Genomic DNA, 22,510 nt, shown 5'->3' on the forward strand with positions numbered 1-22,510 from the left:
CACGACCCTGTCGCTGCGGTGACCTGCCGCATCCCCTGCATCCACTCATCGCATCGTAAAACGCCATGCAACTCGATCCCACCATCTTCAAAGCCTATGACATCCGCGGCATCGTCGGCAAGACGCTGACCCGCGAGGTGGCCCGCGCCGTCGGCCTCGCCTTCGGTTCCACCGCCGTCGAGAAGGGCGAGCGGGCCGTGGTGGTCGGCCGCGACGGCCGCCTGTCCGGCCCTGACCTGCTCGGCGGCCTGGTCGAGGGCCTGCGCGCGGCAGGTCTCGATGTCATCGACCTGGGCATGGTCGCCACGCCGATGGTCTACTTCGGTACCTATGTCGAGCTCGATGGCCAGCGCGCCACGTCCGGCATCATGGTCACCGGCAGCCACAACCCGCCCGACTACAACGGCCTGAAGATGGTGCTGGCCGGCGAGGCCATCTACGGCGACGCCATCCAGGGCCTGCGCCAGCGCATCGAGGCCGGCACCTTCACCAGCGGCGCCGGCGGTTACCGGCAGCTCGACATCCGCCGTCAGTACATCGACCGCATCCTGGCCGACGTCAAGCTGGCGCGGCCGATGAAGATCGCGCTGGACGCCGGCAACGGCGTGGCCGGCGCCTTCGTCGGCGAGCTTTTCCGCGGCCTTGGCTGCGAGGTGACCGAGCTGTTCTGCGAGGTCGACGGCAGCTTCCCCAACCACCACCCGGACCCGGCCCACGTCGAGAACCTGCAGGACCTGATGCGCAGCCTGCGCGAGACCGACTGCGAGCTGGGCCTGGCCTTCGACGGCGACGGCGACCGCCTCGGCGTGGTGACCAAGGACGGCCAGGTCATCTTCCCCGACCGCCAGCTGATGCTGTTCGCCGAGGAGATCCTGGCGCGCAACCCGGGCCAGCAGGTGATCTACGACGTCAAGTGCACCGGCAAGCTGGCCCCCTGGATCCGCCAGCACGGCGGCGAGCCGCTGATGTGGAAGACCGGCCATTCGCTGATCAAGGCCAAGCTGCGCGAGACCGGTGCGCCGATCGCCGGCGAGATGAGCGGCCACGTCTTCTTCAAGGACCGCTGGTACGGCTTCGACGACGGCCTCTACACCGGCGCGCGCCTGCTGGAGATCCTGTCGCGCCATGCCGACCCCAGCGCGGTGCTCAACGCGCTGCCGAATTCCAACAGCACGCCGGAGCTGCAGCTCAAGTGCGCCGAGGGCGAACCCTTCGCGCTGCTCGACAAGATCCGCGCCAACGCGACGTTCGAAGGCGCACGCGAGGTCAACAAGATCGACGGCGTGCGCGTCGAGTACGCCGACGGCTTCGGCCTGGCGCGCCCGTCCAACACCACGCCGGTGGTGGTGATGCGTTTCGAAGCCGATAACGATGCCGCGCTGGCGCGCATCCAGGCCCAGTTCAAGCGCGCGATCCTGGCCGAGAAGCCGGACGCGCAACTGTCCTTCTGAGATTCTGAGCGGATGCGAGTGAATTCCCGGCCCGAGACGGGCTCGCCCCGCTGACAGCCCGCTGCCGTTCGCCGTGATTCAGGGCGGCTCAGTGTCCTGCGCTCATCTCATCGGCACGGCGCTGTGCCCACGAAAGACCTCGGGATTGGGCATCCGCAAACTGCTCGAAATGTCCGAGCTCATCGGATTCCTCGACGGTGAAATCCCCCAACCGCACGCGCCCGAGCGCGGCGAATTTGCCACCGCCGATGGGCCTCCCAATGCCCTCGATGATGTAATGACCGTATCGTTGGATGGACATTGGCGTGGCTCCGGGTCTTCGTGCCGTATGCGCGGCTCGGTTACGTCAGACACGTGGTTAAGCCTAGTACAGTACCGCCCACACCGGCGTCCACTCGCGCACCCTCGGTTCGTGGGGATTCGAACCCGATGCCGAGCTTTTCCTGGGTTTTTGGGGGAATCCGCGAGAGCTTGCTCCGCATTTGCAGGCGATGGGCAGAAGACGGTCAGACTGCGGTGCTTGCCGAAGCGCCGTTGGTAAGGCGCGGGCGCGCCATGGCGGCGCCAATTGGCCTTCTACTCGGGCGGCAACTTCTTGTGACGAAACCGGACGATCACTGCATCGGGCTGACCGATCACGATGGCGGCAGCGTAAGACGGTCTATCGAGGAAAAACAAAACTCACATTGAGCCTTACCTGCCAATCGGGAGAATCCGTCGGCCTGATGACATTGCGGTAGAGCCCGATCGATGCTGACATCGCCTGCCCGGAAAGATTGAAGACCTTGCCGATTTCCCCTCCTACCGGCACAGTCCATCGCGCATTGGACTTTGCTGCCCAGTCCGCGGCGATGATTGGCGTGGAAGACAGGAACCAGCCACTTGGGAAGTTATAGATGACGAAGTACTGGGCTGCGGTTCGATCGATGCGTGCGCCGGAACTGGAGCCAGAGAAGGAGCTCAAGTGACTGACCAGCAGACCGAACACCCATGGGTCCGGCATGGTAAGTACCACGGCGGCGGGCCCCGCGGCCCATCGGTTTGCGCCAAGGCTGCTGCTGGTTGCGGTGGGAATCGAGAACGTCGCACCGAGCCCCCATGTCACATTGGATGCGGTGCTGGGTGATAGCACGGCCATGGGGACAATGTCACCGAGCCCGAATGTTGCCGGATCGGACGGGGAAAGGCGGGGTTGCGAGATCAACGGCACCGTGGTGCGCGTGACGAGATTCCAGTCACTGTTCAGCCGGAATGGAATCACAGGCTGGATGTTCAGCACATTGCCTGCTCGTCGATCTGGGCCAAGAGGAAAGTTGGTGTCGTTGGCAAAGGGGAGGCTGATCGTGTCCGCAAGAGGATTCTGAAGCAGCTTGGCAATGTCATGCGCCGAAAGATCAGACGTCTCAGCGATGCTGGCTTGATTGGCAGCGCAGGAAATCAGGATAAGCAGCACGAATCGCTTCATGTGTTCGTGTGTTCGTGTGTTCGCGAGAAGATTGGAGACGGGTTGCCATGGCCGGGCAGGAAATCTGCACGGTTTCCCATCGATGGAAACTCAGGTCCAAGCGGAAAGATGCCGCCCCTGCCGGTCGAGCATGCCGAGCACGGAGCGCGGAGCGTGGCGCTGCGGTTCCGAGTCCTCGGCGCACCGGGAAGGAAGCCGCAAGGCCCCCTCATCGACATCAATGTGCTTTCGCTACCCGGCAGGTCGCCCGCTCAGTCTGAGCGCGCATCGCCGCGCCTGGCTGGCCTGCCGAGGGGCTTTCCGATTCCGTGCAGAGCAGACTAGCTCTTGGCTGGCAGGAAGCGGAAGACATCGGCGGCCTTGAAACTGCCCGCGACGTCCCCAGCCCACACCGGACCGTCATCAACGGGAAGCCGCATCGCTGGTCCGCCAGGTTTGATATCGACCTTGTCGAAGGAGACCCAGAAGACGTTGGGCGACGTGGTGGCCTCGAAATAGTAGATCCGGTTCTTATGATCGGCGACGGTTCGCCAAAGCGTTGGCGCCACGTTCGGGGCACCGGGTCGTTGCGCGCCCATCGGCACCGAGACATTGCGCACGATGGAGAACATGGCGGCCACCGACAGCACGGGATCGGCGGTCTTCGGGGCTTCGCCCAGGTAATAGGAGGCGCGGACGAAACGGTCGGCGGGCCTTTCCGTGCCGGGCAGCATCGCGGTACCGCCGATTTCCTGCCAATACGTGTTCAGCGCCAGCTGCTGATCGTAGCTGGGCTCGTTGGTCATGACGGCATATTGATGGCCATGATGAATGACCAGCTTGCCGTTCAGGTACTCGAAGATCGCCGAGTCGCCCGTTGCGTCGGAGATCGCGAGGTGGAGGGCCGGCTTGAAGCCCCCAGGCAACTCCGGAAGCACCAGTTGGAACGGCTCGGCGCGCAACGCGTTGACGGCTTCGTCAACCGTCGCGAAGTTGTCGAGCACGTACTGCGCCCAGCCCGCGATCGACAGCCCCGGTTGCGCCTTGTTGCGTACCCCGTAGTCGGCCGTGCCGAGGTACAGCAGGTTGGCGACCAGGCCCTTCTCATTGATGCCATCGGTCGTCGCGGCATCATAGGCTGCGGCGATGACGCTGCTGTACTTCGATGTCCAGGTGAGCGAATGATCCACGGCGGCGCCATCGCGAGCCGTTCCCGCCGGAAACGCCCACAGGTTGGTATGTACCGGCACCATCCAATCCATGGAACGGCCCGTGACGATCATATGATCCGGGCCGGTATAAGTAATGCGGGAGCAGGCCAGAGACGGCGGTGCGCCAGTCAGGGTCGCCATGAAAACCGCCAATGCGAACTTTGACAAGGGTTTCAAGATGCGTATCCTCGAATGGAATAGGAAAGTGGCTTTATATTCAGTCTATTTCCAGACCGGTTGAGGGCATCATAGCCGAGAATCTCGGCCGGAAACTGAGGAAAACTGATTTCAATCGAGATCGTGTACGCAGGAATCGTCTGTTACGATCTTCCGTTATGACCTTCTGTCACGATCCTCTTCACGGGCCGAGCCATTGGACCTTTAGATAATGCGCGGGAGAGAGATGGATCATGATCTCGATACCCGCCCGTACCCCCCGTCAGGGCTATTTCCCCATACCGAAGCCATGACGCTTCCCGCCGTGCTCGATTGGTGAGCGCGGCGTCGATGGTCCGTTGTATGCCGATCCGGATCGTCTTAGCGCCGGGCTCGCCAGCGCGCTTCCGCCCAAGGAACCCACCCGGGGAAGCAAGCAACCGAATCATCTGATTGCGTGTGGCCGGTGTCTTCGGGCGGGCAATGCGCCACGCCCCTCCCTTCCATCCGGCGCGCGCCTGCCTTGATCCCGACACGGATCGCCAGGATCCAGGCGCTCGAACTTGAATCGGGGGCTGACGGCGCTGACGGGGCCGACGCCTTTGTCGCGCCCAGGGGAGAAGTCAGCGGGACTTCCCCTTGGCCAGGCAATAGGCGTTGACGAAGGTTGCCGTGTGCTGCAAAGACTGACGTATATCCGGTTTGGCTATGCCATGCCTGCCGGCAAATTGCTCGAGCGCCGCTGTATCAAAACGAGTGGTCTGGATAAAGTCCAGGGCTTCGGCCTTGGTATTCAAAAACCGCGCGACGGGAGGAATACCCAGTAGCAACTTCAGCAACCGGAGCGGAATGTAATGCCTGGGAGGCTTTACGCCAACGGGTTGCGCCGCCTGAGCCAGGAGTTCCCGCAAGGCGGGAGTCTGGCCATCGAGCGCCAGCAGTTCCTGGCCCGCCATGGCAGGATCCAAGGCACAAGCCGCCACCAGCTCAACCAGGTAATCCACGGTGACCAGTGGCAGCCAGTGCTTGGCCGTACCGGGCACTGCCGTCAGCTTTCCCTGCACCAGGTTGCGTATCAGCTCCACCAGCGGCTGGCCGTCAAGGATGTGCCCCGTGCGGCTGTGGCCGCAAACCGTCGCGGGGTGGACAACGGTCATCTCACCGCCCTTGGCGGACATGAGCTCCAGGGTGGCAAAATGCGCCTCGATCTTGCTCCCCTCGTAAGCACCGACACGCCGGTAGACGGCAGGCCAATCCGTCAGCCCCGGATAACGCGGATCGATGCCGATGCGTTGCAGATGTTCATGATTCTTCAGCATGTAGCCGCCGATCATCACTAAGCGGCTGTTCTGCTCGGCCGCCAACAGCGCCACGCGCTTTGCCCCTTCCACATTCACCGCACGAGAATGCGCCAATGAAAGCCCCCAAGCGAAATGGGCGCCCAGGTGGAATACGACTTTCGCCTGCCTTAGCGCTTCTCGGTCAGCAAGACTCAGCCCGAGGTTGTCCTGTTCCAGATCGCCAGCTACCGCAAATACCCGGGTGGCGTTCCCGCCCAGCTTGTCGACTTGCTCCCGCAGTGCGGCGAGTCGCTCCGGGCGACGCATCAGCACCCGGATGGTGTGACCTTTCGCACTCAGGGTCGCCAGCAAATGTTGACCGATGAAGCCGGTCCCCCCGTGACAAAGCACTCCACGCTCATTTCCCTGCTCCTTGGTAAGGCGAGAAATCGAGTGTAAACTGTCGACCCAACTCTATAGTCAAGTGGTGTTTTCATGAAAATCAGCGAACTCGAGGCCCGCAGCGGCGCCAGCCGCCATACGCTGCGTTACTACGAGCAAATCGGCCTGATCTCACCGCTACGGCAAACCAACAATTATCGCGTTTATTCAGCGCAGACCCTGCAGGACCTGGACTTTATCCAGCGCGCGCAGAGCATGGGTTTTTCCCTGAAGGAAATAGGCGAGATTCTGGATGCGCAGCGGAACAAGCTGATCGATTGCGCTGACGGTGCCAAGGTAATTGAAAAGAAGATGGCGGAAATCAGACAGAAAATCGCCGACCTGCAAAGCATTTATCGGTATCTGGATGCAGAGCGCGCAAACCTCGAAGCCAGTGCTGCCAGGCAGCTTGAGCGTTGATTTGCGCGTTGATTTGCGCGTTGATTTTCACCTTGATTTGCACCAGGCCCTGACCCAGGATCGGCATCGAAAACCGATCCACCGCAAAGCATCGGCTCATACACCATTCTCAGCGTGCCCGCCGGCCCGCAACTTCTGCAGGGTCTTGGCCGCCATTCCATCGTTTCCTGCCGCGTCGTGGCTTCGCGGTGGCTCGGCAATTGCCATGCGATCGGCTTGACGCCGCCTGGCACGTCCGGCTCCGCGCCACCCGGCTCTGCCCTGCCCCATGTCAGCCTGAAGTGAGCAGCAAGTTGTCGGCAGCGGCGGATGGGCGCGCAGGGCCCGCTGTGGCATGCGGCAGTGAGATGACGAACGTCGTGCCGTGCCCGAGCTGGCTATCGACGCGGATACTCCCTTGATGCAGGTCGATGACGCGCTTGACCAGGTACAGGCCCAATCCCGTGCCTGGCTTGCCCGCGGCGCGGCGGCCGCGGAAGTACTTCTGGAAGAGTTTGGGCAACTCATCGCTTGGAATCCCATGGCCTCGATCCGTGATCGAGATGGCGATACCGTTGTCCCCGCCAACCGCGCCAAGATGAACGGGTGAGTCCTGGGGAGAGTGCCGGATGGCATTGGACAGCAGGTTGCGCAGGGCGAGGCGCATCAGTTCCGGGTCACAAGGAAACGCCCCGGGTAGCGCGCTGCAGGTGACAACCACGGTGTCACCATCCCATTCCCTTGCGACGCTGCGAAGCAAAGGCTCCGGGTCGACACTGGCCAGCGCGAAGGCGCGCAGGGCGTTGTCGAGGGGATCCAGGGAAAGCAGCGCATCCATCAGCGAGGTCATGCGCCGCACCGCCTGGCGAATATTGCCACTGCGATCCCTGGTGAGCTGAGGCGTGCCTGCGCTCCCGGCAATGCGCTGGGCGCTGGTATCGATGATCGACAACGGGGTGCGGAATTCGTGCGAGACCATGGCCACGAAATCGCATTGCTCCTGCCGTGCCCGCTTCTCGGCTTCCAGCGCAAGCCGCAGTTCTCCCTCGACCGCTTCGCGGCGGCGAATCTCCGCGACCAGCGAAGCGGTCCGGCTCGTCACCGTCGATTCCAGTGACAGTGCATAGTCAGTCTGCACGCGCAGCGCCTCGGCCTGCACCCGGGCGTTCTCCTGCTTCAAGGCGTTGTAGCGCCAGGTGATGGCAAGGCTCATGACCGCCATATGCGCGATGGCGCCGACCTGGTAGCAGTTGTCGGTAAGGAGGTTCGGCGGGAGAACGGTCAGGTTGCGCAGGATGCGCAGGACGATGCCGGCAAAGTAGATGCCGAAGGCGAGCAGGAAGAAGCCAGCGTGCCGGTGCCCGCGGAGCCAAAGGCGCAGGCCGATCGCCGTCAGGATGCCGATCAGCACGAGGATCGACATCTGCGCTGGCGCAACGCCTGCGGCGTAGCCGACATCGACCGCGAGGAACGAGGTGACCACGGCAAGCACCAGTGCCAGCGCCGGAAGGATACGGGCAAGGCGGGGCATCAATGCGGCAAGCCCCAGGAACTGCACGCACAGCTTGACGCCAAACCAGATCGAGCTGCAGATCAGCAGCGCCAGCAGCCTGTCGCCGAGCGGCCCCGGCATGCCGGTGTACTGCTGCAGATGCCCGAAGTTCAGCAGCATCTGTCCAATGCTGCAGGCCACGTAGCCGGCGTACCATCGGTTCACTTCTTCGCGCGTCCACGTCCAGAAGAGGAGATGGAAGATGAAGATTGCGGCGTAGGCACCGAAGAGAATCCCGTAGGCCAGCGATTCGGTGTTCGCGCGCGCCTGGAATGCCGCCGGCTGCCAGAGAACGACCTGCGCTGAAATCGAGGTTCGGGAGCGGATTCTCAGCCAGAAGGTATGTGGACCCGGCTCGTCCACATGCAGGCGGAAGACCGGAACACGGAAATCCCAGTCCCATTCGCTGCGCGGCACGTCGCCGCCCGCGCGGCGTTCGCGCCAGCCAGCGCCGGCGCTGGCTTGATAGAGCCGGACTTCGGCAAACACCGCGTTGTTGATTTCGAGCAGCCAGTCGCGCGGTCCGTCGGCGGGCCGGTCGATGGCGACACGCAGCCAGATCGCGTCGTGCGTGAACCCCATGTTGAGATTGCCGGGAAGCGCCTGCCAGGCGGGGGAAGCCGCCACCTGCTCGATGGTCATGGCGCCCGTGGTATCGCGCAGCCATGCCATATGGGGGGCGAGATCGATCGGGTCGGCAGTGGCGGTGAGCTTGCGTGGCGTCTGTGCGCCAGCGCCATGGCAAAGCAGCAAGAGGAGAATCAGCAGCCAGGCGCGACAGGCGCGACAAGCCATGGATCCCGGCGAACGAGGGGAACAGAAGGGACCGGATTTCCTCAGAATGGGCGAATAGCGAGCACAGTACACTACGTCCATGGTGAGCGTGATCCTTCTTGAAGATGAGCCTGTCCTGCGCAGCGAACTGGCGGGCTACTTGACCGAGTGCGGGCACCGCACCGACGCCGTCGGCACCCTCGCCGAGTTTCGCCAGGTGTTCTCTCCGTGCGACCATGCCATTGCCGTGATCGACCTTGGCTTGCCGGACGGCGACGGCATCGATCTGATCGACTGGCTGCGCGCACATGGACGCCGGTTGGGCATCATCGTTGTCTCGGCGCGCAGCAGTACCGCTGAGAGAGTTCGCGGCCTCATGATCGGAGCGGATCACTATCTTGGCAAGCCCTTCGACCTGGAAGAACTTGCCGCAACGGTGGCCGCGCTGGGCCGCCGGCTGGCGGCGGGGGGCGTCAGCACGCGCTGGATCCTGGATGTCGGGCGGCGCCAGATTCTCCCGCCTGGTGAGGCCCCTATCTGCCTTACCGCACAAGCGTTCATTATCTTGCGCGCCATTGCCGCAGGACGCGGGGCGCCCGTCAACCGGCGCGAGATCGTCAACGCCCTCTCCGAAGACTACGATCAGTATGACCAGCGCCGCCTGGATACGCATGTGTATCAATTGCGCAAGGCGGTACAAGCGGCCTCAGGCATGGAACTCCCCATCCGCTCGGCTCGCGGGCGAGGGTATCAGTTTCTCGGCGAGGTCGACATCCAGCAGCCATGACGCTGTCCGCTTTCAGCTTTCAGCTGTCCGCCGCCAGCCACAGTCCGGGCGGATCTCAGAATTCCTCAGAATCGCGTGGACTTCCCGGCATTATCATGCAATGCAAATGCCGTGATGGTGCATCGCACATCGTTGTCGCCACGATATGCCGGGCTTCAGGTGACCGAGGCACGCCCGCTGCAGCGCGGTGCAGCGATCGACCGCGGCCATGGCCGATGCGATGACGCGGGCGCGATAACTTCTGGACTGTCAGGATCGCTATGCTTGCTCGAACTTCCTACCGCTGCATGTTGGCCGGCATCGTGCTGGCATCGTTCGCCGCCGGCGCCCAGGCACAGGGCAATTTCGGCTTTCTATCGGATACGCCGCTGTCTCACCTGAGCACGGAGGATCTGTCCCGGCTGGAGGCCGAGGTGTACCGGGTGCGCGACGAAGAGCGCGACGCCAAGGTAACGCACTGGAAAAGCCAGACCTCCATGCCGATCGTCGAGGCAAACGTTACGCCGCGGACCTTGCGCCGCAAAGGGACGCCTTGCCGCCGGATCACCGTGGAGATGCGGGGAAGGGGTCCGGTGCTGATCCTTGAGCCCCTCTATTGCAGGAACGCCCAGAATGCGTGGGAACTGCAGAAGATCGACTTTTGAGGCGGTGCCAGCCGGCTATCCCGCAGGATTGTCCTGCCGGGGAGCCCGGGTGCGCACGTGCTCACGGCGGCGGTGCGCCATGGCCCGCCCGGCGCATCGGATGAGGTGGCGATGAGTGGATCGCGATGGCCGTTGGCATTTGCGGCATTTGCGGCATTTGCGCTGTTCCTTGCCGCAGGCACGGTGTCGGCACGTGCGGGGGGTGTGCATTCACCGACCGCTGGTGTCCTCTGCGACGGCTATATCTGTGCGGACAAGGATGGCGTCTCGCAGGGGCTGACGGAACGCTATCTCGGCAAGAAGATCGCCGCGCGGAGCTTTTCGCGCGGGCCGTTCGACCACTCGGCGTTCACCTTTTCGAACGGCGTCTTCTGTGACGTCAAGGAATGCCTGTGTCGAGAAGACCGCTATTTCAACGCCAAGGGCCAGCGCAGCCCCGTATCCGCGAAGTACACGCGACTGTTGTTCGGCAAGCCAGCGGCAGGGGCGTCCTGCCAGGCGGCGCGCGGCCAATGACGTCTTCCGTGGGGAGGACCGGCAAACGGCATGACTCGGCATGACTCGGCATGACTCGGCATGACGCGGCATGCCAGACCCGCCGGACTGTGCGTGAGGCTGGAGACTGGAGGCTGGAGGCTGGAGACCGGTACTTGGCTGCTCGCAGCGGGCTTTGCCCGCGAATTGCCGGAGGGATTACGCGAGCTTCAGGCCGATGATGCCGGCCGTGATCAGGCAGACAGACGCCCACCGCATCGCGGTATTGGCGTCGCCGAAGACAAAGATCCCGGCCAGGAACGCGCCCACGGCCCCGATCCCGGTCCACGTGGCATAGGCGGTTCCCATGGGGATCTCGCGCTGGGCGAGCAAGAGGAGGAAGCCACTGATCGCCATGCAGGCAATGGCAAAGACGATCCACAGAATGCGTTGCAGGGAGTCTATGCCACCGAGCTTCAGGCCGATCGGCCAGCCGATTTCACACAAGCCAGCCAGAATCAGGTAGGTCCAGGCCATAGGCTCAATACCCTTTTGTGATGTTGTGTCGAAAACAGGGAGCTGGCGATCGCCGATGGCCAAGAGACATGACATCCCGGCCATTATCCGTGTGCATCGTCGCTACTGCGAAGGCAGCCACTGTATCAGGAGGCGTTCATTGTGGAGGACAACGAAAGCTGCCGCAAGAATGCTGTTTCTTGTGCGGTTTCTTGTGCGCGTACCACTTCACCACGTCGTCGGACGCGGCCGGTTGCTGGCATCGGTCTCAGCATGGCATTGACCTATGGCCACTGGCGGCTTGCCGCTACCGTGGCCTTTTGCCTTGCCGGCGCTTTGCCGGTTCAATACGTGGCCGCGCAGCCCATGCAGGCAGGCGGGCAGCCCGCCTCGCTATGCGACATGCCGTGGTTTCGGGCCGGCACCCGCGTGCAAATGGAGGCCGACGGCGAAATGCCGATGTCGATCACCTTCCGGCTGCGCCAGGCTGCCGTCCAGCCGGGCGGTTGCGAGGCAAATTTCGAAATCCATTCGAAGTCGGCGATGGCCGCCCTGAAGGGTCCGCCTGTCGTGGTAGACCAGGTGCATGCTGTGCGCATCGTGCCTGCGGAAAGCGGTAGCGAAGGCAATGTGGAAAGTATCAGCGCCGTTGTCAATGCGCGCGCCCGCTATGCCCGTATGTTCGGCGAAGCGGCGTTCCGGGGCCGGGGCGTGCTGGATTACGCATCGATGGCGCTTCAGGAAGGCAAGGTGCTCGATGGCGAGACGTTCGAGTCGGCCCTCTCCGTCAAGATCTATCGGCTGGCGACGGGCGAGGAGGTGGGTACGATGCGCGCGGAGCATGCCTCGGTAGCCGTGGGGCCTCGTAAGGTGGGGCGTCTGCAAACCATTGCCACCGCGCTGGGTCCGCAGAAATGCCTCCCCATTAGCTACGAGAAGCGTACCTCGCTCGGCGCCTTGGAGTTTGCCGGTGAACGGCTGGAGTCGATACCGACGGTAATGAACGTCACCGACTGGTATTGTCCGTCCGTCTTCTTCGTATTGCGTACCGAGGTGCGGCAGATGGGCAAGGTCCAGCGCGTCGACGTCACGGCATTCGAGCGGGAGGAGCCGCTGGAGTGACCCTGCGGGATATGCGCAAAGCAGGATACTGGCGAAACGGTGGAACCCTGTCCAGCGTTTTGCACTGCGATGCGGCGAAGCCCGCAGGCTGTCCCAGGAGAGCGCGCGGGCTGCGGAAATGCCCGCATCAGCTGCCTGGACGGGCTCTCTCCCCGAAAGCCGAGCACCGTGGCCCCGGGTGTAGCGGGTGCTCTGCCGAGCCGGCAGGTACCCCACCCGCCCACGCCATTCCTTTACCCCTCTTAAGACGGTAACCCGCCCTCTGCGGGGTAACGACTTTGATGCAATGCACCACAATAGCTACTGGCAACGCAATTTGACCCCGTTGCTGCAGTCCTCAGGGCATAGGAGCTCCCCGCGCCTATGCCCTCTTTTTTTTCATGCGACTGACATCCTGCCGCATTATGCTCTGCTGGCTCGCAAGCCATGGCACGAAGCATGGATACCGGCCGCTTCATGCTGCGCGGCCGGCTGCATTGCGCTCGGGTGAGTTCAGGGGCGGTTTGAATTCCCGCTGCGGCCTCAGTAATTCGGATCCTGCGTCACGCCCGTGCCCCAATGGCCGTTGAACGGCTTGAACACGGTAGCAAAGTCATACGGATTCTGCGTAATGCCTGAGCAGCTCAGCGAAACCTGGGTGCCGCCGTTCGGGCACGATTGATCGCGGCTGATCGACCAGTTGCTGAGCAGGCCGTAGCCATTGGTGCTGGCGACATTCAGCACGCTCTGCGCATTGGCCACCGTGAAGATCTCGCCCGGCGTGTCGTTCACGCCGATCATCGGCGTGACGCCGACCATCTGCCACAGCTGCGCATTGCTCTTGACCTGACCGACGGCCTTGTAGGCCGTGTCGAGCTGCGAGTACAGCCCCTGCGCCGCGCTGACGGCCGCCGCGCCCATGTCGGTATCGGCGGTGCCGTAGTCCATCGTCATCAGGTTCACGGCGTCGAACGTCACCTTGTTCTGGATGGCCACGTTGACGGCGTTGACGGCATCCGACGTGAGACCGTACGGCATGGCCGGCAGCGTGAGCGTGACATGCAGCGTCTTGCCCTTGCTTGCCAGGCTGGATTGCAATTGCGCGAGCGCCCTGAAGTGGCGCGACACCGCCGCCGTGTCCTGCAGCGGCGAGCCTTCGAGGTCGAAGTCGACGTGCGTGAGATTGTAGGTATTGATGACGGTCTGGTAGGCGCTCTTCAAGGTCGACACGGAACTGCATGCCTGCATCAGCGGCGTACCGGCCGCGCCACCGAACGACACGGCCACCTCGCCGCCCTTGGCGCGGAAGTTGGCGATCGACGTGGCGATGGTGCTCAGCAGCGAGCCGCTGGCGTTCGCGCCGATCGGCTGCACGCCGCCCCAGGAAGGCTGGCATCCGCTGCCGGCCACCACGAAGGCGAGATTGAACTGCTGGATTCCTTGCTGCACGCCGATCTGGTCGATCAGCGGCACCGGGGTCATGGGGAGATAGACAAAGGGCGCGTAGATGCCTTGCGCCTGCGCCGCGCCGGCGGCAGTGGCGAGACATGCCGCCGCAAGCGTTGCCGTGACTGCGCGAGATAAGACCCCGATTTTCATTCTTGTTCTCTCTGGTTAGCGTTGTATTCACATGTACGCCGGCCCTGTCCCGACAGCATAGCCGGCCGCAATGCGTACGAGGGTGCGTTCCGCCACATTCCACCCCCACGGGAGTATAGCGGCGCGTTCGGTTGCCATCTGAGCATGGAAAGATGACGAAAGATGATGCAGGTTGCTTGTGCGGGGCAGGCGTGCGTTTGTGCGCATTGACAGCTTGCAATGTCTCGTCTGTCTGGCTTGCCGGACTTCTTTCCGGAAAGTCTCGCCTGTGTACTGCGGTTGATGGTTCGATGCAGTGCATCGGCTTCGCGCCGGCATTCGTGTGTACGACGGCGCTCGCTTCTTGCTGGCGCCTGCCCTCACCCCCGGCCCCTCTCCCACAAGTGGGAGAGGGGAGCAAACAGGTGGCATCGCTAGGGATGGCGTTCGCCATAACGGGGACACCCTCCCTTGCGACAACCGGGCAAACCAGTGGCATGGCGAAGGCCGTCGTTCGTCAGCGCGACAGCACCCGCCTCGCGACAACCGGGCTCCCCTCTCCCGCCTGCGGGAGAGGGGCTGGGGGTGAGGGCCGGCATTCGCCAGCACGACGGCATTCACTTCGCGCCAGCGCCTGCCCTCTCCCCCGGCCCCTCTCCCACAAGTGGGAGAGGGGAGCAAACCAGTGGCATAGCTAGAGCCGTTGCCGGCACGACGCAGCCCGATTACACATTCTTGTGTAAGATATAAAACACGACATCGATGCATAGCGCAGACCTGATCCGGCAACTCAAGGCGGATGGCTGGCAACTCGTCTACACCGTGGGTTCCCACCATCAGTTCAGGTACCCGACGACGCCGGGAAAGGTAACGGTCCCGCATCCGAACAAGGATCTCCCGATAGGCACGGTGCGCAGACTCCAGAAACAGGCTGGCTTGAGGTAAGGAAGAAGGATGCTCTATCCCCTGTATGTCCACGTGGGAGACGCCAGGCACGCGCACGGCGTCTCATTCCCCGACTTCCCGGGCTGCTTTGCCGCGGCAGACGACTGGGAAGATCTGCCCGCCGCCGTGCAGGAGGCCGCCGAAGCCCATTTCGCCGGCAGCGAGACACCCATTCCCCGGCCAACGCCGTTGGAATCCCTGACCGCATCGCCCGAGTTCGAAGGCGGCGTCTGGATGCTGTTCGACATCGATCTGTCCAAGCTGAGATCCAAGGCGGTGCGGCTGAATATCAGCCTGCCGGAACGGCTTCTTCAGCAGATCGACGCGGCCGCCAGGCAGCGGCGCCTGTCGCGCTCGGCCTTCCTCGCCCTGGCGGCGGAGCACGAGATGGAGCGAGCCTAGTCCGCTGCGTCATTCGAAAGCCCCCCGATCGACTGCGCCTCCAGGCCTACGTGTCGTGGCAAAGCCTGCGACCTGGATGTGCCGCCGCTCGGGAGCGCTTTGCCTGACGCAACGGACTAGCGCTTGTCTTGCCGAGGCGCCAGCGGTTTTTGCGAGTGATGGTCGCGGTCTGTGTCGCGGTCCGTGTCGCGATCCGTGTCGCGATCCGTGTCGCGATCTGCCTTGTCGCGGTCTGCCTTGTCGCGGTCCGTCTTGTCGCGGTCCATGTCGCCACGGTCCATGTCCCTGCGGTCTTCCGCGCGCGCCCTGCCCTTGTCGCGGTCGGTGGATTCCGGCCCATTGGTGTTGAGCTGGCCGGAACTGCTCATGTGGCTGCCGGATTGACCACCGGGCTCACTGCCCATCCTGCCCGGTGCCCCCATGCCGCCTCCCATGCCGCCTCCCATTGCCCCACCCCCGCCGCCACCTTTGTCCCGGCCGTACGCGGCAATTGACAGGCAAGCCACCAGGACAGTGGCGGCCAAGACTGCAGTGCGATGTTTGCTCATGGCAAGTCCCCTGACGTCTGACAATTCTCGATGCGCTGCACGACGCGCAGAGCGATGGAGGTCATCGCCCCCCGCGGCCATGGCCTTCGCTGGCCTGGCCGTGTGGACGGAAGCCCGTTCTGCGCCGCTGCCTAGAAGGCAAAGTTCTGCACGACGTTACTGCTGCTGACATTCACCTGTTGCGTGCTGACCGCGCCGGTGGCGCTGGTGGCCTGGATGCTGTATTTGCCGGCGGCGGTGCCGTCCGCTTGGAGCGGGATGGGTAGCATCGCCTGGAAGCTGCCCACCATGGGCGCGCTCGCGGGCAGCGCCGGCTGGGTTGGGAACAGGCTGTATGCGCCGGTATCGGACGCCGCGGCAGTCGCAGCGATTTCGAACGTCGCGCCGCCAGTCTGCTGCAGCGCGCGAATGGTTGCCTGCGCGCTGGCTGGCGTGACCGTCCCGGAAACCGTGCGGAACAACGATTGCGGCAGCGAGATCGGCGTAGCAGCGGTAGCGACCGCCGTGCTGCCGCCCGCCACGACGGGAACCCCCTTGATGATGCCCGTGCTCAGGCCATTCGATGCGATGGGCACGATGACGACGTCGACATTGCCTGCCGTGCTGCTTTGCTCGATCGGCGACAGCGTGAAGCTGCCACTGCCGTCTGCCACCGTCGCCTTGACGACGACGCCATGGCGTTCCGCGTAGACGTTGGCGCCCGGACCGCCGCTCACCACGCCTGTCACGGCGCCGCTGACGCTGGTCGGCAGGGCCGTCACGACCGGCTTGAGGGCGAACGAGCCGTTACCCCGTGCCACGATGGACTTGCACGCGTCGAAGTCGAGGATAAGATCGGTCAGCGTGTTGGGCGCGACGGTGAACGGACGAATGATCTTGATGCCGGACTGCACGGCGCTTGGCGTGTCGAGCGCCTGTTCGCTGCCATTCGTCGGCACCACGGAATTTGCCGGCGCCCCGCCGGCGTTCGGAACCAGTACGAGCCGGATCTGCTGAAAGTCGCCGGCAGGCAACACAGCTTGGCCTAGTGTGGTGAGCACGCCATTGGTCAGGCTCAACAAATCGATGCGGCGCGCCGGATTCAGCGTGATGTCCGTCCAGCCACTGCCCTTCACGTCGGCATTCGGATCCGCATGCACCCGCACCCGGTCGACCGTGACGAACACGTGATCGAAGCCGCAACTGGGCGCGTCGGTCATGGCGACGCTGAGGGTCCCGGTGCCACCACCGGAGCCGCCGTCTCCTCCGCCTCCACAGGCGGCAAGCAGCACGGCGCCGGACAATGCGATCAAGGTCAAGCCGGGCAGGTTGATATGGTTTGCTGACATGGCCTTCTTCTCCAACCGATCTCGTAGTTTGAGCATAGGTTTCCGCTTACCGGCAGATGTAATGCTTTGTAAGAAAGCCAGCCGGACGCGGGAGAACGGCAGCAGAGCGGCAGGTTGCGGTGTGGGCGGCTCAGGGTGCCTGCTGGCGCCATTCGCTTCGGCATACGCTTCGGCATACGCATCGGCATACGCATCGGCATACGCATCGGCATACGCATCGGCGTACGCATCGGCATACGCATCGGCATACGCATCGGCATACGCATCGGCATACGCATCGGGATACGCTTCGGGATACGCTTCGGGATACGCTTCGGGATACGCTTCGGGATACGCTTCGGCGCGCCTTCACCATCCAACGGCTTGCGCGAGGGGAAGAGCCAGGGGCATGGGACCTCTCCCGTGCACGAGTCTGGCGTGCGCGCCGGCAATTGCCGGACACCCCATCCCCGCCGGGGAATCTCGCTACAATCTGGCCACCGTGCGGCCGCGCACGCAGGCGCGGGCCATGCCCTGCCAGCCGGTGCGGCAGCGCACGCTTCTGTTTCTCCTGGCGCGGACAGGCGATGGACATCAAGCACCTGCAACTGTTATCCGACATCGTCGAGGCGGGCAGCCTCAGCAAGGTCTGCGCCGCGCGGGGCATGGCCCAGTCGGCCTTGAGCAAGCACATTGCCTCGATGGAGAGCGAGTTCGGCGCGAAGCTGTTCTACCGCACCGGGCGGGGCGTGGTGCTGACGGAGTTCGGGCAGTCGATCATGCCGCGGGTGAAGTCGCTGCTGGGCGAGTTCGAGCAGCTGAAGAACGAGGTCAGGGATCGGGCCGACGTGCCCAGCGGGCCGGTGCGGCTGGCGCTGCAGGCGTCCATCACCCAGCAGATCGTCGGGCCGCTGTTCCAGCGGGTGCGGGCGGATTTCCCGAAGATCGACCTGCGCCTGATGGAGGGCTTCGCCGGCAATATCGAAGAGGCGCTGGCGAGCGGGCGCGCCGACGTGGGCGTGTTCTCGCGCTATGGCGACCGCCTGCACAAGACGGACGAACCGCTCGCCACGGATGAGCTCTACCTGATCGCCCCGGCGGGCGACCCGCGCGTGGCCGGGCTGAGTTGCCGCTTTGCCGAGGCCGCCGCCTTGCCGCTGGTGCTGCCGGGCGCGCCGGACGGCTTCCACATGATGCTGCTGGACGAGGCGAAGAAAGCGGGCGTGCCGCTGAACACGCAGATCGAGGTGGATTCGCTGACGGCCATGCGCGAGATCGTGGCCAATCACGCGGCCTATACCATCCTGACGCGGCAGGCGGTGGACGTCGACATGCGGCTCGGGCGCATCGGCGTCAGCCGCATCGTGGAGCCGGTGCTGACGCGCACGCTGGTGCTGGCCATCAGCACGCAGCGGCCGCTGACCCATGCCAGCCGCACCGTGATCGACCTGATCCGCAAGCTGACGCGGGCCGCCACGGCCCAAGGCACGCCGCAAGCCGCACCGCAGGCCACATCACAGGCCACGACGGCCAGCGCGCCGGCCAAGGGCAAGCGCCCCGGCAAGGAAACATAGGGCGGCCGGCCTGCGCGAACGCGCAGGCCGTGCCCCACGCCATCCAGGCACGCCATCCAGACACGCCGTCAAGTCACGCCATCAAGCTGCGCAATCAAGCCGCCGAGAAAGCAGTACGCACCGTGCCCAGTCCGGCGATGGTGGTGTCAATGACGTCGCCCGGCGATACCGTGACCATGGGCCCGAGGGCGCCGCTCATGATGACGTCGCCGGCCAGCAGCGGCCTGCCGACTTCGGCCATCTTGCGGGCCAGCCACAGCGCGGCATGGAGCGGATGGCCCAGGCAGGCCGCGCCCACGCCGAGCGACACCACCTCGCCCCGGCGCTCCATCAGCATGCCGCAGGTGCGCAGGTCCACCTCCGACAGCTTGCGCGGCCGGGTGCCGAGGGCGTAGAGGCCTGCCGAGGCGTTGTCGGCCACCGTGTCCAGCAGGCGGATGTCCCAGTGGCGGATGCGGCTGCCGACGATCTCGACGGCGGGCAGCACATAGGCGATGGCCGAGATCAAGCGCGCCAGCGTGACCGGCCCGTCGCCGGTGTCGCCCAGGTCGCGCTCCAGCACGACGGCCACTTCGGCCTCGACCTTCGGCTGCAGCACGCGCCCGAGGACCACCGGCTCATCCGGGGCGAGTTCCATGTCGGCGAACAGCATGCCGAAATCCGGTGCGTCGACGCCGAGCTGCTGCTGCACGGCCTTGGAGGTCAGGCCGATCTTGCGGCCGGACAGGCGGCGCCCGGCGGCCAGCGCGTGCTGCGTGTTGATGTCTTGCACGGCATAGGCGCCCGCCTCGCCCATGGCCGCGAGGTCATCCCGCAGCGGCGGCACCGGCTGGCCGTCCTGGGCGGCCTGGCGCAGCGATGCGGCCAGCCGTTGCAGCACGGCAGTGTCCATGCCCGCGTGGGTCGTCTTGGTCATCGCCTGGGTCATCGTCTCGGTCATCGGCGGCACCTCACAGCGGCGGGTTGAGGTTGTCGGGACTCGCGAAGACGAGCTTCCACGGCTTCATGACGACGGCGCGGAACAGCGCGGCCTTGGCGAAGGGATCGTTGGCGGCAAGCTTTGCCGCCTCGCTCTCGTTGGCGACTTCGTAGACGAACAGCGCGCCGCTGCCGTCGGCGAACGGACCGGCGACCACCAGCCGCCCTTGTTGCAGCAGGTCCTGCAGGTAGGCCCGATGAAGCGGGCGGAGCTGGGCAAGCCGCTCGGGCTCGTTGGCGTACTCGACGAAGGCTGCGAATTTCATGGTTGTGCTCGATGCGTCGGGAGATCAGTCAGTGGATGCATGGATGCGTCGCTGAAGGGATCGCCACATCCATGCACCGGGGCGCGGCGCCCCGGTGCTTCAGTGCTTCAGTGCTTCAGTGCTTCAGTGCTTCAGTGCTTCAGTGCTTCAGTGCTTCAGTGCTTCAGTGCTTCAGTACTTCAGTGCTTCAGTACTTCAGTGCTTCAGTACTTCAGTGCTTCAGTGCGGAAGGAAGCCGGTGGAAATCCACGGCACGGCAGCCACCAGCACCGTGCCGGCCGCCAGCGATGCCATGTAGCGCCAGATGTGCCGCACGCCCCGGCTCGGCGGGGTGCGGCTGATGGCGCAGGCGGCGTAGTAGCCGACCCCGAACGGCGGCGCGAACAGGCCGATGCCCATGGCCAGCACGACGACGATGGCGTAGTGCACATCGTGGATGCCGAGCTGCCGCGCGATGGGGAACAGCAGCGGCCCGAACAGGACGATGGCGGGAATGCCCTCCAGCACGCTGCCGAGCAGCACGAAGGCCACGATCGACACCGCCATGAAGGCCGCCGCGCCGCCCGGCAGGCGCGCCATGGCCGCCGCCAGGTCGCTGGAGAAACCCGATTGCGTGAGCGACCAGGCCATGCCGGTAGCGGCGCCGATGATCAGCAGGATGGCGCCCGACAGCGCCGCCGTGTCCACCAGCGCGGGCCAGATCCGGCGCAGGTCGAAGCGGCGGTACACCAGCAGGCCGGCGAGCATGGCGTACACGATGCCGATGGTGGACACCTCCGTCGCCGTCGCCACGCCCTCCACCACCGCCGCGCGGATGACGAAGGGCAAGGCCAGCGCCGGCAGCGCCACCAGCAGGCTCTTGCCCACCGCCGCGCGGCTGGCGCGCGGGGTGCAGGGCGCGCAGGTCTTGCGCGCGCGCCACCACACCAGCAGCCCGAGCATCAGGGCCAGCACCACGCCCGGCAGCAGGCCGGCGGTGAACAGGTCGGCGATCGAGATGCCGGTGACCGAGCCGATGGTGATCAGCACCAGGCTCGGCGGCACGGTCTCGGTCTGCGCGCCGGTGGCGGCCAGCAGCGCCAGCATGTCGCCTTCGTCGGCGCCGCGCTGCTTCATCTCCGGGAACAGCGCCGGCGCGACCGCCGCCATGTCCGCCGCCTTGGCGCCCGAGATGCCGGACACCAGGTACATGGCGCCGATCAGCACGTACGACAGGCCGCCGCGGAGTTGGCCGAGCAGGTTGGACAGGAACTGCACCATGGCGCGCGCCATCGACGTCATCTCGATCAGCATGCCGAGGAAGACGAACAGCGGCACCGCCAGCAGGATCAGGTGCGACATGCCTTCATCCATGCGCCCGATCACGACGATGGTCGGCGTCGAGGTGGTCAGCGAGAGATAGCCCACCGTGGCCAGGCCGAAGGAGAAGGCGATGGGCACCCCGCCCAGGATCAGCAGGCCGACGATGCCGACGAAGAACAGCAGCAGGTTGGCATTGCCCAGGTCTTGCAGCACCGGCTGCAGCGCGACCAGGCCACCGGCCACCGCGCCGCAGGCCAGCAGCGCCACCACCACCGCGCGCCGGCTGGCGGTGGACAGCAGCCGCACCACGCCCATCAGCAGGATCAGCACGATGCCGACCGGCAGCGCGGCGGCGCGCCAGGCATTGGAGATGTCCAGCGTGGGCAAGGTGACGAGCGCCTCCTCGCTGGCGAAGGCGTAGGCCGGATAGGCCACCAGCGCCAGCCACGCCAGCGCGGCCACCGTCGCCACCAGCTCGAACACGCCGCGCCACTGCGGGCCTGCCTTGTCGACCAGCGCCGTCATGCGCATGTGGCTGCCGCGCCGGAATGCGATCGCCGAGCCAAGCATGATGAGCCAGATGAACAGCAGCGACGCCACTTCATCGACCCACACCAGCGGCGTGTGCAGCACGTAGCGGCTCAGCACGCCGCAGAACAGCACGGCGACCTCGGCCACCACCAGCAAGGCGGCCGGCACCTCCGACAGCACGCCGAGCACTTTGTCGGCCAGCTGCAGCGCGCGTGCCGGCGCCCCGCTCGCCGGCGCGTTGGCGGGACTCTCCATGGCGCGCGGGTCGCCTTCGAACATTCGGGTGGACATGACGCACCTCCCCTACTGTTGCGGCAGGCCGAGGACATTGGCCTGGATCTCGGGATCGGTGAAACGCTCCAGGCGCTGCGGATACACCGTGACGGTGATCTCGCACGAGCCGGTGCCCACGGTCAGGCCCAGCAGGTGGCCACCGGCGCCGTTGAAGCTGCCGTCCGTCACGGTGCCGTGGGCATGGATGGACGGCTTGCCTTCCTTCCAGGCGATGGAGCCGGTCATATTGGCCATTTCGACGTTGCGGTAGGTCTTCGGGTCGAACTGCTTGCGCTGGAAGTCGTAGAAGCCGAAGGTGGCCTCCGACATGAAGCCGATGCCGACGAAGCTGGCGCTGGGGATCTGCTCGTCGCGCGCCAGTTGCTCCAGGCTCTGCAGCACGTTGTCGCCGTGGCGCAGCACCACCAGGTAGCCGGTGGGGGTCTTCATGACCTTGCCTTTCAGGTCAGCGGCGGCGGCGGCCTGCGTTCCCATCACGGAGAGCGTGAGGGTCAGCGTCAGCAGCGAGAGGGCTTGCTTGAGGATCATGATCGGGTCTCTTGGTAGGTTGGGGGT

General features: G+C 64.8%; 21 protein-coding genes and 2 pseudogenes. 9 read left to right on the forward strand and 14 right to left on the reverse strand.

What is annotated here, in order from left to right; all coding sequences use genetic code 11:
- The first annotated feature begins 65 nt into the window (after positions 1 to 65).
- Positions 66 to 1,451: a phosphomannomutase/phosphoglucomutase gene (locus BKK79_RS06730; RefSeq protein ID WP_071037406.1), complete on the forward strand. Its 1,386-nt coding sequence runs from the start codon at positions 66 to 68 to the stop codon at positions 1,449 to 1,451.
- A gap of 88 nt (positions 1,452 to 1,539) precedes the next feature.
- Here BKK79_RS06730 and BKK79_RS06735 read toward each other — a convergent pair whose 3' ends face one another.
- The 5 genes and pseudogenes from BKK79_RS06735 to BKK79_RS06745 all read right to left on the reverse strand — a co-directional run bounded on the left by BKK79_RS06735 (position 1,540) and on the right by BKK79_RS06745 (position 5,964).
- Positions 1,540 to 1,752, reverse strand: a complete 213-nt coding sequence (locus BKK79_RS06735; RefSeq protein ID WP_071037407.1) for a hypothetical protein — start codon at positions 1,750 to 1,752, stop codon at positions 1,540 to 1,542.
- A gap of 360 nt (positions 1,753 to 2,112) precedes the next feature.
- Positions 2,113 to 2,916 (reverse strand): hypothetical protein, encoded by an 804-nt coding sequence (locus tag BKK79_RS40240; protein WP_157128403.1) that lies wholly within the window; start codon positions 2,914 to 2,916, stop codon positions 2,113 to 2,115.
- A gap of 320 nt (positions 2,917 to 3,236) precedes the next feature.
- The gene (locus BKK79_RS06740) at positions 3,237 to 4,286 is read right to left on the reverse strand and encodes a linear amide C-N hydrolase (protein WP_442873250.1); all 1,050 of its coding nucleotides are present in this window, start codon (positions 4,284 to 4,286) and stop codon (positions 3,237 to 3,239) included.
- A 140-nt stretch (positions 4,287 to 4,426) separates the two neighbouring features.
- Positions 4,427 to 4,798 carry an IS4 family transposase gene (locus BKK79_RS41495; RefSeq protein ID WP_257787592.1) on the reverse strand — a complete coding sequence of 124 codons (372 nt, stop codon included), beginning with the start codon at positions 4,796 to 4,798 and terminating at the stop codon, positions 4,427 to 4,429.
- A gap of 87 nt (positions 4,799 to 4,885) precedes the next feature.
- Positions 4,886 to 5,964 (reverse strand): annotated as a pseudogene (locus BKK79_RS06745) (SDR family oxidoreductase).
- 73 nt (positions 5,965 to 6,037) lie between these two features.
- Here BKK79_RS06745 and BKK79_RS06750 point away from each other — a divergent pair.
- Positions 6,038 to 6,403 (forward strand): MerR family transcriptional regulator, encoded by a 366-nt coding sequence (locus BKK79_RS06750; protein WP_071037408.1) that lies wholly within the window; start codon positions 6,038 to 6,040, stop codon positions 6,401 to 6,403.
- 271 nt (positions 6,404 to 6,674) lie between these two features.
- Here BKK79_RS06750 and BKK79_RS06755 read toward each other — a convergent pair whose 3' ends face one another.
- Positions 6,675 to 8,810, reverse strand: coding sequence for a sensor histidine kinase (locus tag BKK79_RS06755; protein ID WP_084084551.1), 2,136 nt, complete (start codon positions 8,808 to 8,810; stop codon positions 6,675 to 6,677).
- Between BKK79_RS06755 and BKK79_RS06760 the strand changes: the two genes are divergently transcribed.
- The 3 genes from BKK79_RS06760 to BKK79_RS06770 all read left to right on the forward strand — a co-directional run bounded on the left by BKK79_RS06760 (position 8,809) and on the right by BKK79_RS06770 (position 10,655).
- Positions 8,809 to 9,495 carry a response regulator transcription factor gene (locus BKK79_RS06760; RefSeq protein ID WP_071011404.1) on the forward strand — a complete coding sequence of 229 codons (687 nt, stop codon included), beginning with the start codon at positions 8,809 to 8,811 and terminating at the stop codon, positions 9,493 to 9,495. The two genes, BKK79_RS06755 and BKK79_RS06760, sit on opposite strands and share 2 nt — an antisense overlap.
- A gap of 260 nt (positions 9,496 to 9,755) precedes the next feature.
- The gene (locus tag BKK79_RS06765; RefSeq protein ID WP_156811135.1) at positions 9,756 to 10,139 is read left to right on the forward strand and encodes a hypothetical protein; all 384 of its coding nucleotides are present in this window, start codon (positions 9,756 to 9,758) and stop codon (positions 10,137 to 10,139) included.
- A 111-nt stretch (positions 10,140 to 10,250) separates the two neighbouring features.
- Positions 10,251 to 10,655: a YcgJ family protein gene (locus BKK79_RS06770; RefSeq protein ID WP_084084862.1), complete on the forward strand. Its 405-nt coding sequence runs from the start codon at positions 10,251 to 10,253 to the stop codon at positions 10,653 to 10,655.
- A 177-nt stretch (positions 10,656 to 10,832) separates the two neighbouring features.
- Here BKK79_RS06770 and BKK79_RS06775 read toward each other — a convergent pair whose 3' ends face one another.
- Positions 10,833 to 11,150 (reverse strand): DMT family transporter, encoded by a 318-nt coding sequence (locus BKK79_RS06775; protein WP_071038441.1) that lies wholly within the window; start codon positions 11,148 to 11,150, stop codon positions 10,833 to 10,835.
- Between the two features lie 252 nt (positions 11,151 to 11,402).
- Here BKK79_RS06775 and BKK79_RS06780 point away from each other — a divergent pair, with 252 nt between their 5' ends.
- Complete coding sequence (locus BKK79_RS06780) at positions 11,403 to 12,251, forward strand: hypothetical protein (RefSeq protein WP_071037411.1); 849 nt, start codon at positions 11,403 to 11,405, stop codon at positions 12,249 to 12,251.
- A gap of 525 nt (positions 12,252 to 12,776) precedes the next feature.
- Here BKK79_RS06780 and BKK79_RS06785 read toward each other — a convergent pair.
- A pseudogene (locus tag BKK79_RS06785) lies at positions 12,777 to 13,829 on the reverse strand (chitinase); the annotation flags it as partial.
- 741 nt (positions 13,830 to 14,570) lie between these two features.
- On the opposite strand from BKK79_RS06785, the gene BKK79_RS38895 reads away from it, so the two are divergent.
- Both BKK79_RS38895 and BKK79_RS06790 read left to right on the forward strand, forming a co-directional pair.
- The gene (locus BKK79_RS38895) at positions 14,571 to 14,753 is read left to right on the forward strand and encodes a type II toxin-antitoxin system HicA family toxin (RefSeq protein ID WP_084084555.1); all 183 of its coding nucleotides are present in this window, start codon (positions 14,571 to 14,573) and stop codon (positions 14,751 to 14,753) included.
- 9 nt (positions 14,754 to 14,762) lie between these two features.
- A complete protein-coding gene (locus BKK79_RS06790) occupies positions 14,763 to 15,155 on the forward strand; it encodes a type II toxin-antitoxin system HicB family antitoxin (protein ID WP_071011396.1) in 393 nt (130 codons plus the stop codon).
- Between the two features lie 116 nt (positions 15,156 to 15,271).
- Here BKK79_RS06790 and BKK79_RS38900 read toward each other — a convergent pair whose 3' ends face one another.
- Both BKK79_RS38900 and BKK79_RS06800 read right to left on the reverse strand, forming a co-directional pair.
- Positions 15,272 to 15,703 (reverse strand): hypothetical protein, encoded by a 432-nt coding sequence (locus BKK79_RS38900; RefSeq protein ID WP_157128404.1) that lies wholly within the window; start codon positions 15,701 to 15,703, stop codon positions 15,272 to 15,274.
- Positions 15,704 to 15,834: 131 nt separating this feature from the next.
- Positions 15,835 to 17,031, reverse strand: a complete 1,197-nt coding sequence (locus BKK79_RS06800) for a DUF4382 domain-containing protein (protein WP_071038442.1) — start codon at positions 17,029 to 17,031, stop codon at positions 15,835 to 15,837.
- A gap of 566 nt (positions 17,032 to 17,597) precedes the next feature.
- On the opposite strand from BKK79_RS06800, the gene BKK79_RS06805 reads away from it, so the two are divergent.
- Complete coding sequence (locus BKK79_RS06805; protein ID WP_071037413.1) at positions 17,598 to 18,584, forward strand: LysR family transcriptional regulator; 987 nt, start codon at positions 17,598 to 17,600, stop codon at positions 18,582 to 18,584.
- Positions 18,585 to 18,678: 94 nt separating this feature from the next.
- On the opposite strand, the gene mhpD is transcribed toward BKK79_RS06805, so the two are convergent.
- The 4 genes from mhpD to BKK79_RS06825 form a co-directional block, all read right to left on the reverse strand.
- Complete coding sequence (mhpD, locus tag BKK79_RS06810; RefSeq protein WP_071038443.1) at positions 18,679 to 19,476, reverse strand: 2-keto-4-pentenoate hydratase; 798 nt, start codon at positions 19,474 to 19,476, stop codon at positions 18,679 to 18,681.
- A 58-nt stretch (positions 19,477 to 19,534) separates the two neighbouring features.
- Positions 19,535 to 19,828 (reverse strand): YciI family protein, encoded by a 294-nt coding sequence (locus tag BKK79_RS06815; RefSeq protein WP_071011393.1) that lies wholly within the window; start codon positions 19,826 to 19,828, stop codon positions 19,535 to 19,537.
- Between the two features lie 219 nt (positions 19,829 to 20,047).
- Positions 20,048 to 21,916: a TRAP transporter large permease gene (locus BKK79_RS06820; RefSeq protein WP_232346297.1), complete on the reverse strand. Its 1,869-nt coding sequence runs from the start codon at positions 21,914 to 21,916 to the stop codon at positions 20,048 to 20,050.
- 48 nt (positions 21,917 to 21,964) lie between these two features.
- Positions 21,965 to 22,483: a PPC domain-containing DNA-binding protein gene (locus BKK79_RS06825; protein ID WP_071037415.1), complete on the reverse strand. Its 519-nt coding sequence runs from the start codon at positions 22,481 to 22,483 to the stop codon at positions 21,965 to 21,967.
- Positions 22,484 to 22,510 lie beyond the last annotated feature (27 nt).

The organism is Cupriavidus sp. USMAA2-4, assembly GCF_001854305.1.
Classification (GTDB): Bacteria; Pseudomonadota; Gammaproteobacteria; order Burkholderiales; family Burkholderiaceae; genus Cupriavidus; species Cupriavidus malaysiensis.

Coding starts and splice junctions, on each gene's coding strand:
- BKK79_RS06775 (WP_071038441.1), bottom strand. CDS start 11,150: ATGGCCTGGACCTACCTGATTCTGGCTGGCTTGTGTGAAATCGGCTGG.
- BKK79_RS38895 (WP_084084555.1), top strand. CDS start 14,571: ATGCATAGCGCAGACCTGATCCGGCAACTCAAGGCGGATGGCTGGCAA.
- BKK79_RS06815 (WP_071011393.1), bottom strand. CDS start 19,828: ATGAAATTCGCAGCCTTCGTCGAGTACGCCAACGAGCCCGAGCGGCTT.
- BKK79_RS06790 (WP_071011396.1), top strand. CDS start 14,763: ATGCTCTATCCCCTGTATGTCCACGTGGGAGACGCCAGGCACGCGCAC.
- BKK79_RS06780 (WP_071037411.1), top strand. CDS start 11,403: ATGGCATTGACCTATGGCCACTGGCGGCTTGCCGCTACCGTGGCCTTT.
- BKK79_RS06735 (WP_071037407.1), bottom strand. CDS start 1,752: ATGTCCATCCAACGATACGGTCATTACATCATCGAGGGCATTGGGAGG.
- BKK79_RS06755 (WP_084084551.1), bottom strand. CDS start 8,810: ATGGACGTAGTGTACTGTGCTCGCTATTCGCCCATTCTGAGGAAATCC.
- BKK79_RS06730 (WP_071037406.1), top strand. CDS start 66: ATGCAACTCGATCCCACCATCTTCAAAGCCTATGACATCCGCGGCATC.
- mhpD (WP_071038443.1), bottom strand. CDS start 19,476: ATGGACACTGCCGTGCTGCAACGGCTGGCCGCATCGCTGCGCCAGGCC.
- BKK79_RS06750 (WP_071037408.1), top strand. CDS start 6,038: ATGAAAATCAGCGAACTCGAGGCCCGCAGCGGCGCCAGCCGCCATACG.
- BKK79_RS06805 (WP_071037413.1), top strand. CDS start 17,598: ATGGACATCAAGCACCTGCAACTGTTATCCGACATCGTCGAGGCGGGC.
- BKK79_RS40240 (WP_157128403.1), bottom strand. CDS start 2,916: ATGAAGCGATTCGTGCTGCTTATCCTGATTTCCTGCGCTGCCAATCAA.
- BKK79_RS38900 (WP_157128404.1), bottom strand. CDS start 15,703: ATGAGCAAACATCGCACTGCAGTCTTGGCCGCCACTGTCCTGGTGGCT.
- BKK79_RS06765 (WP_156811135.1), top strand. CDS start 9,756: ATGCTTGCTCGAACTTCCTACCGCTGCATGTTGGCCGGCATCGTGCTG.
- BKK79_RS06825 (WP_071037415.1), bottom strand. CDS start 22,483: ATGATCCTCAAGCAAGCCCTCTCGCTGCTGACGCTGACCCTCACGCTC.
- BKK79_RS06820 (WP_232346297.1), bottom strand. CDS start 21,916: ATGGAGAGTCCCGCCAACGCGCCGGCGAGCGGGGCGCCGGCACGCGCG.
- BKK79_RS06760 (WP_071011404.1), top strand. CDS start 8,809: ATGGTGAGCGTGATCCTTCTTGAAGATGAGCCTGTCCTGCGCAGCGAA.
- BKK79_RS06800 (WP_071038442.1), bottom strand. CDS start 17,031: ATGTCAGCAAACCATATCAACCTGCCCGGCTTGACCTTGATCGCATTG.
- BKK79_RS06770 (WP_084084862.1), top strand. CDS start 10,251: ATGAGTGGATCGCGATGGCCGTTGGCATTTGCGGCATTTGCGGCATTT.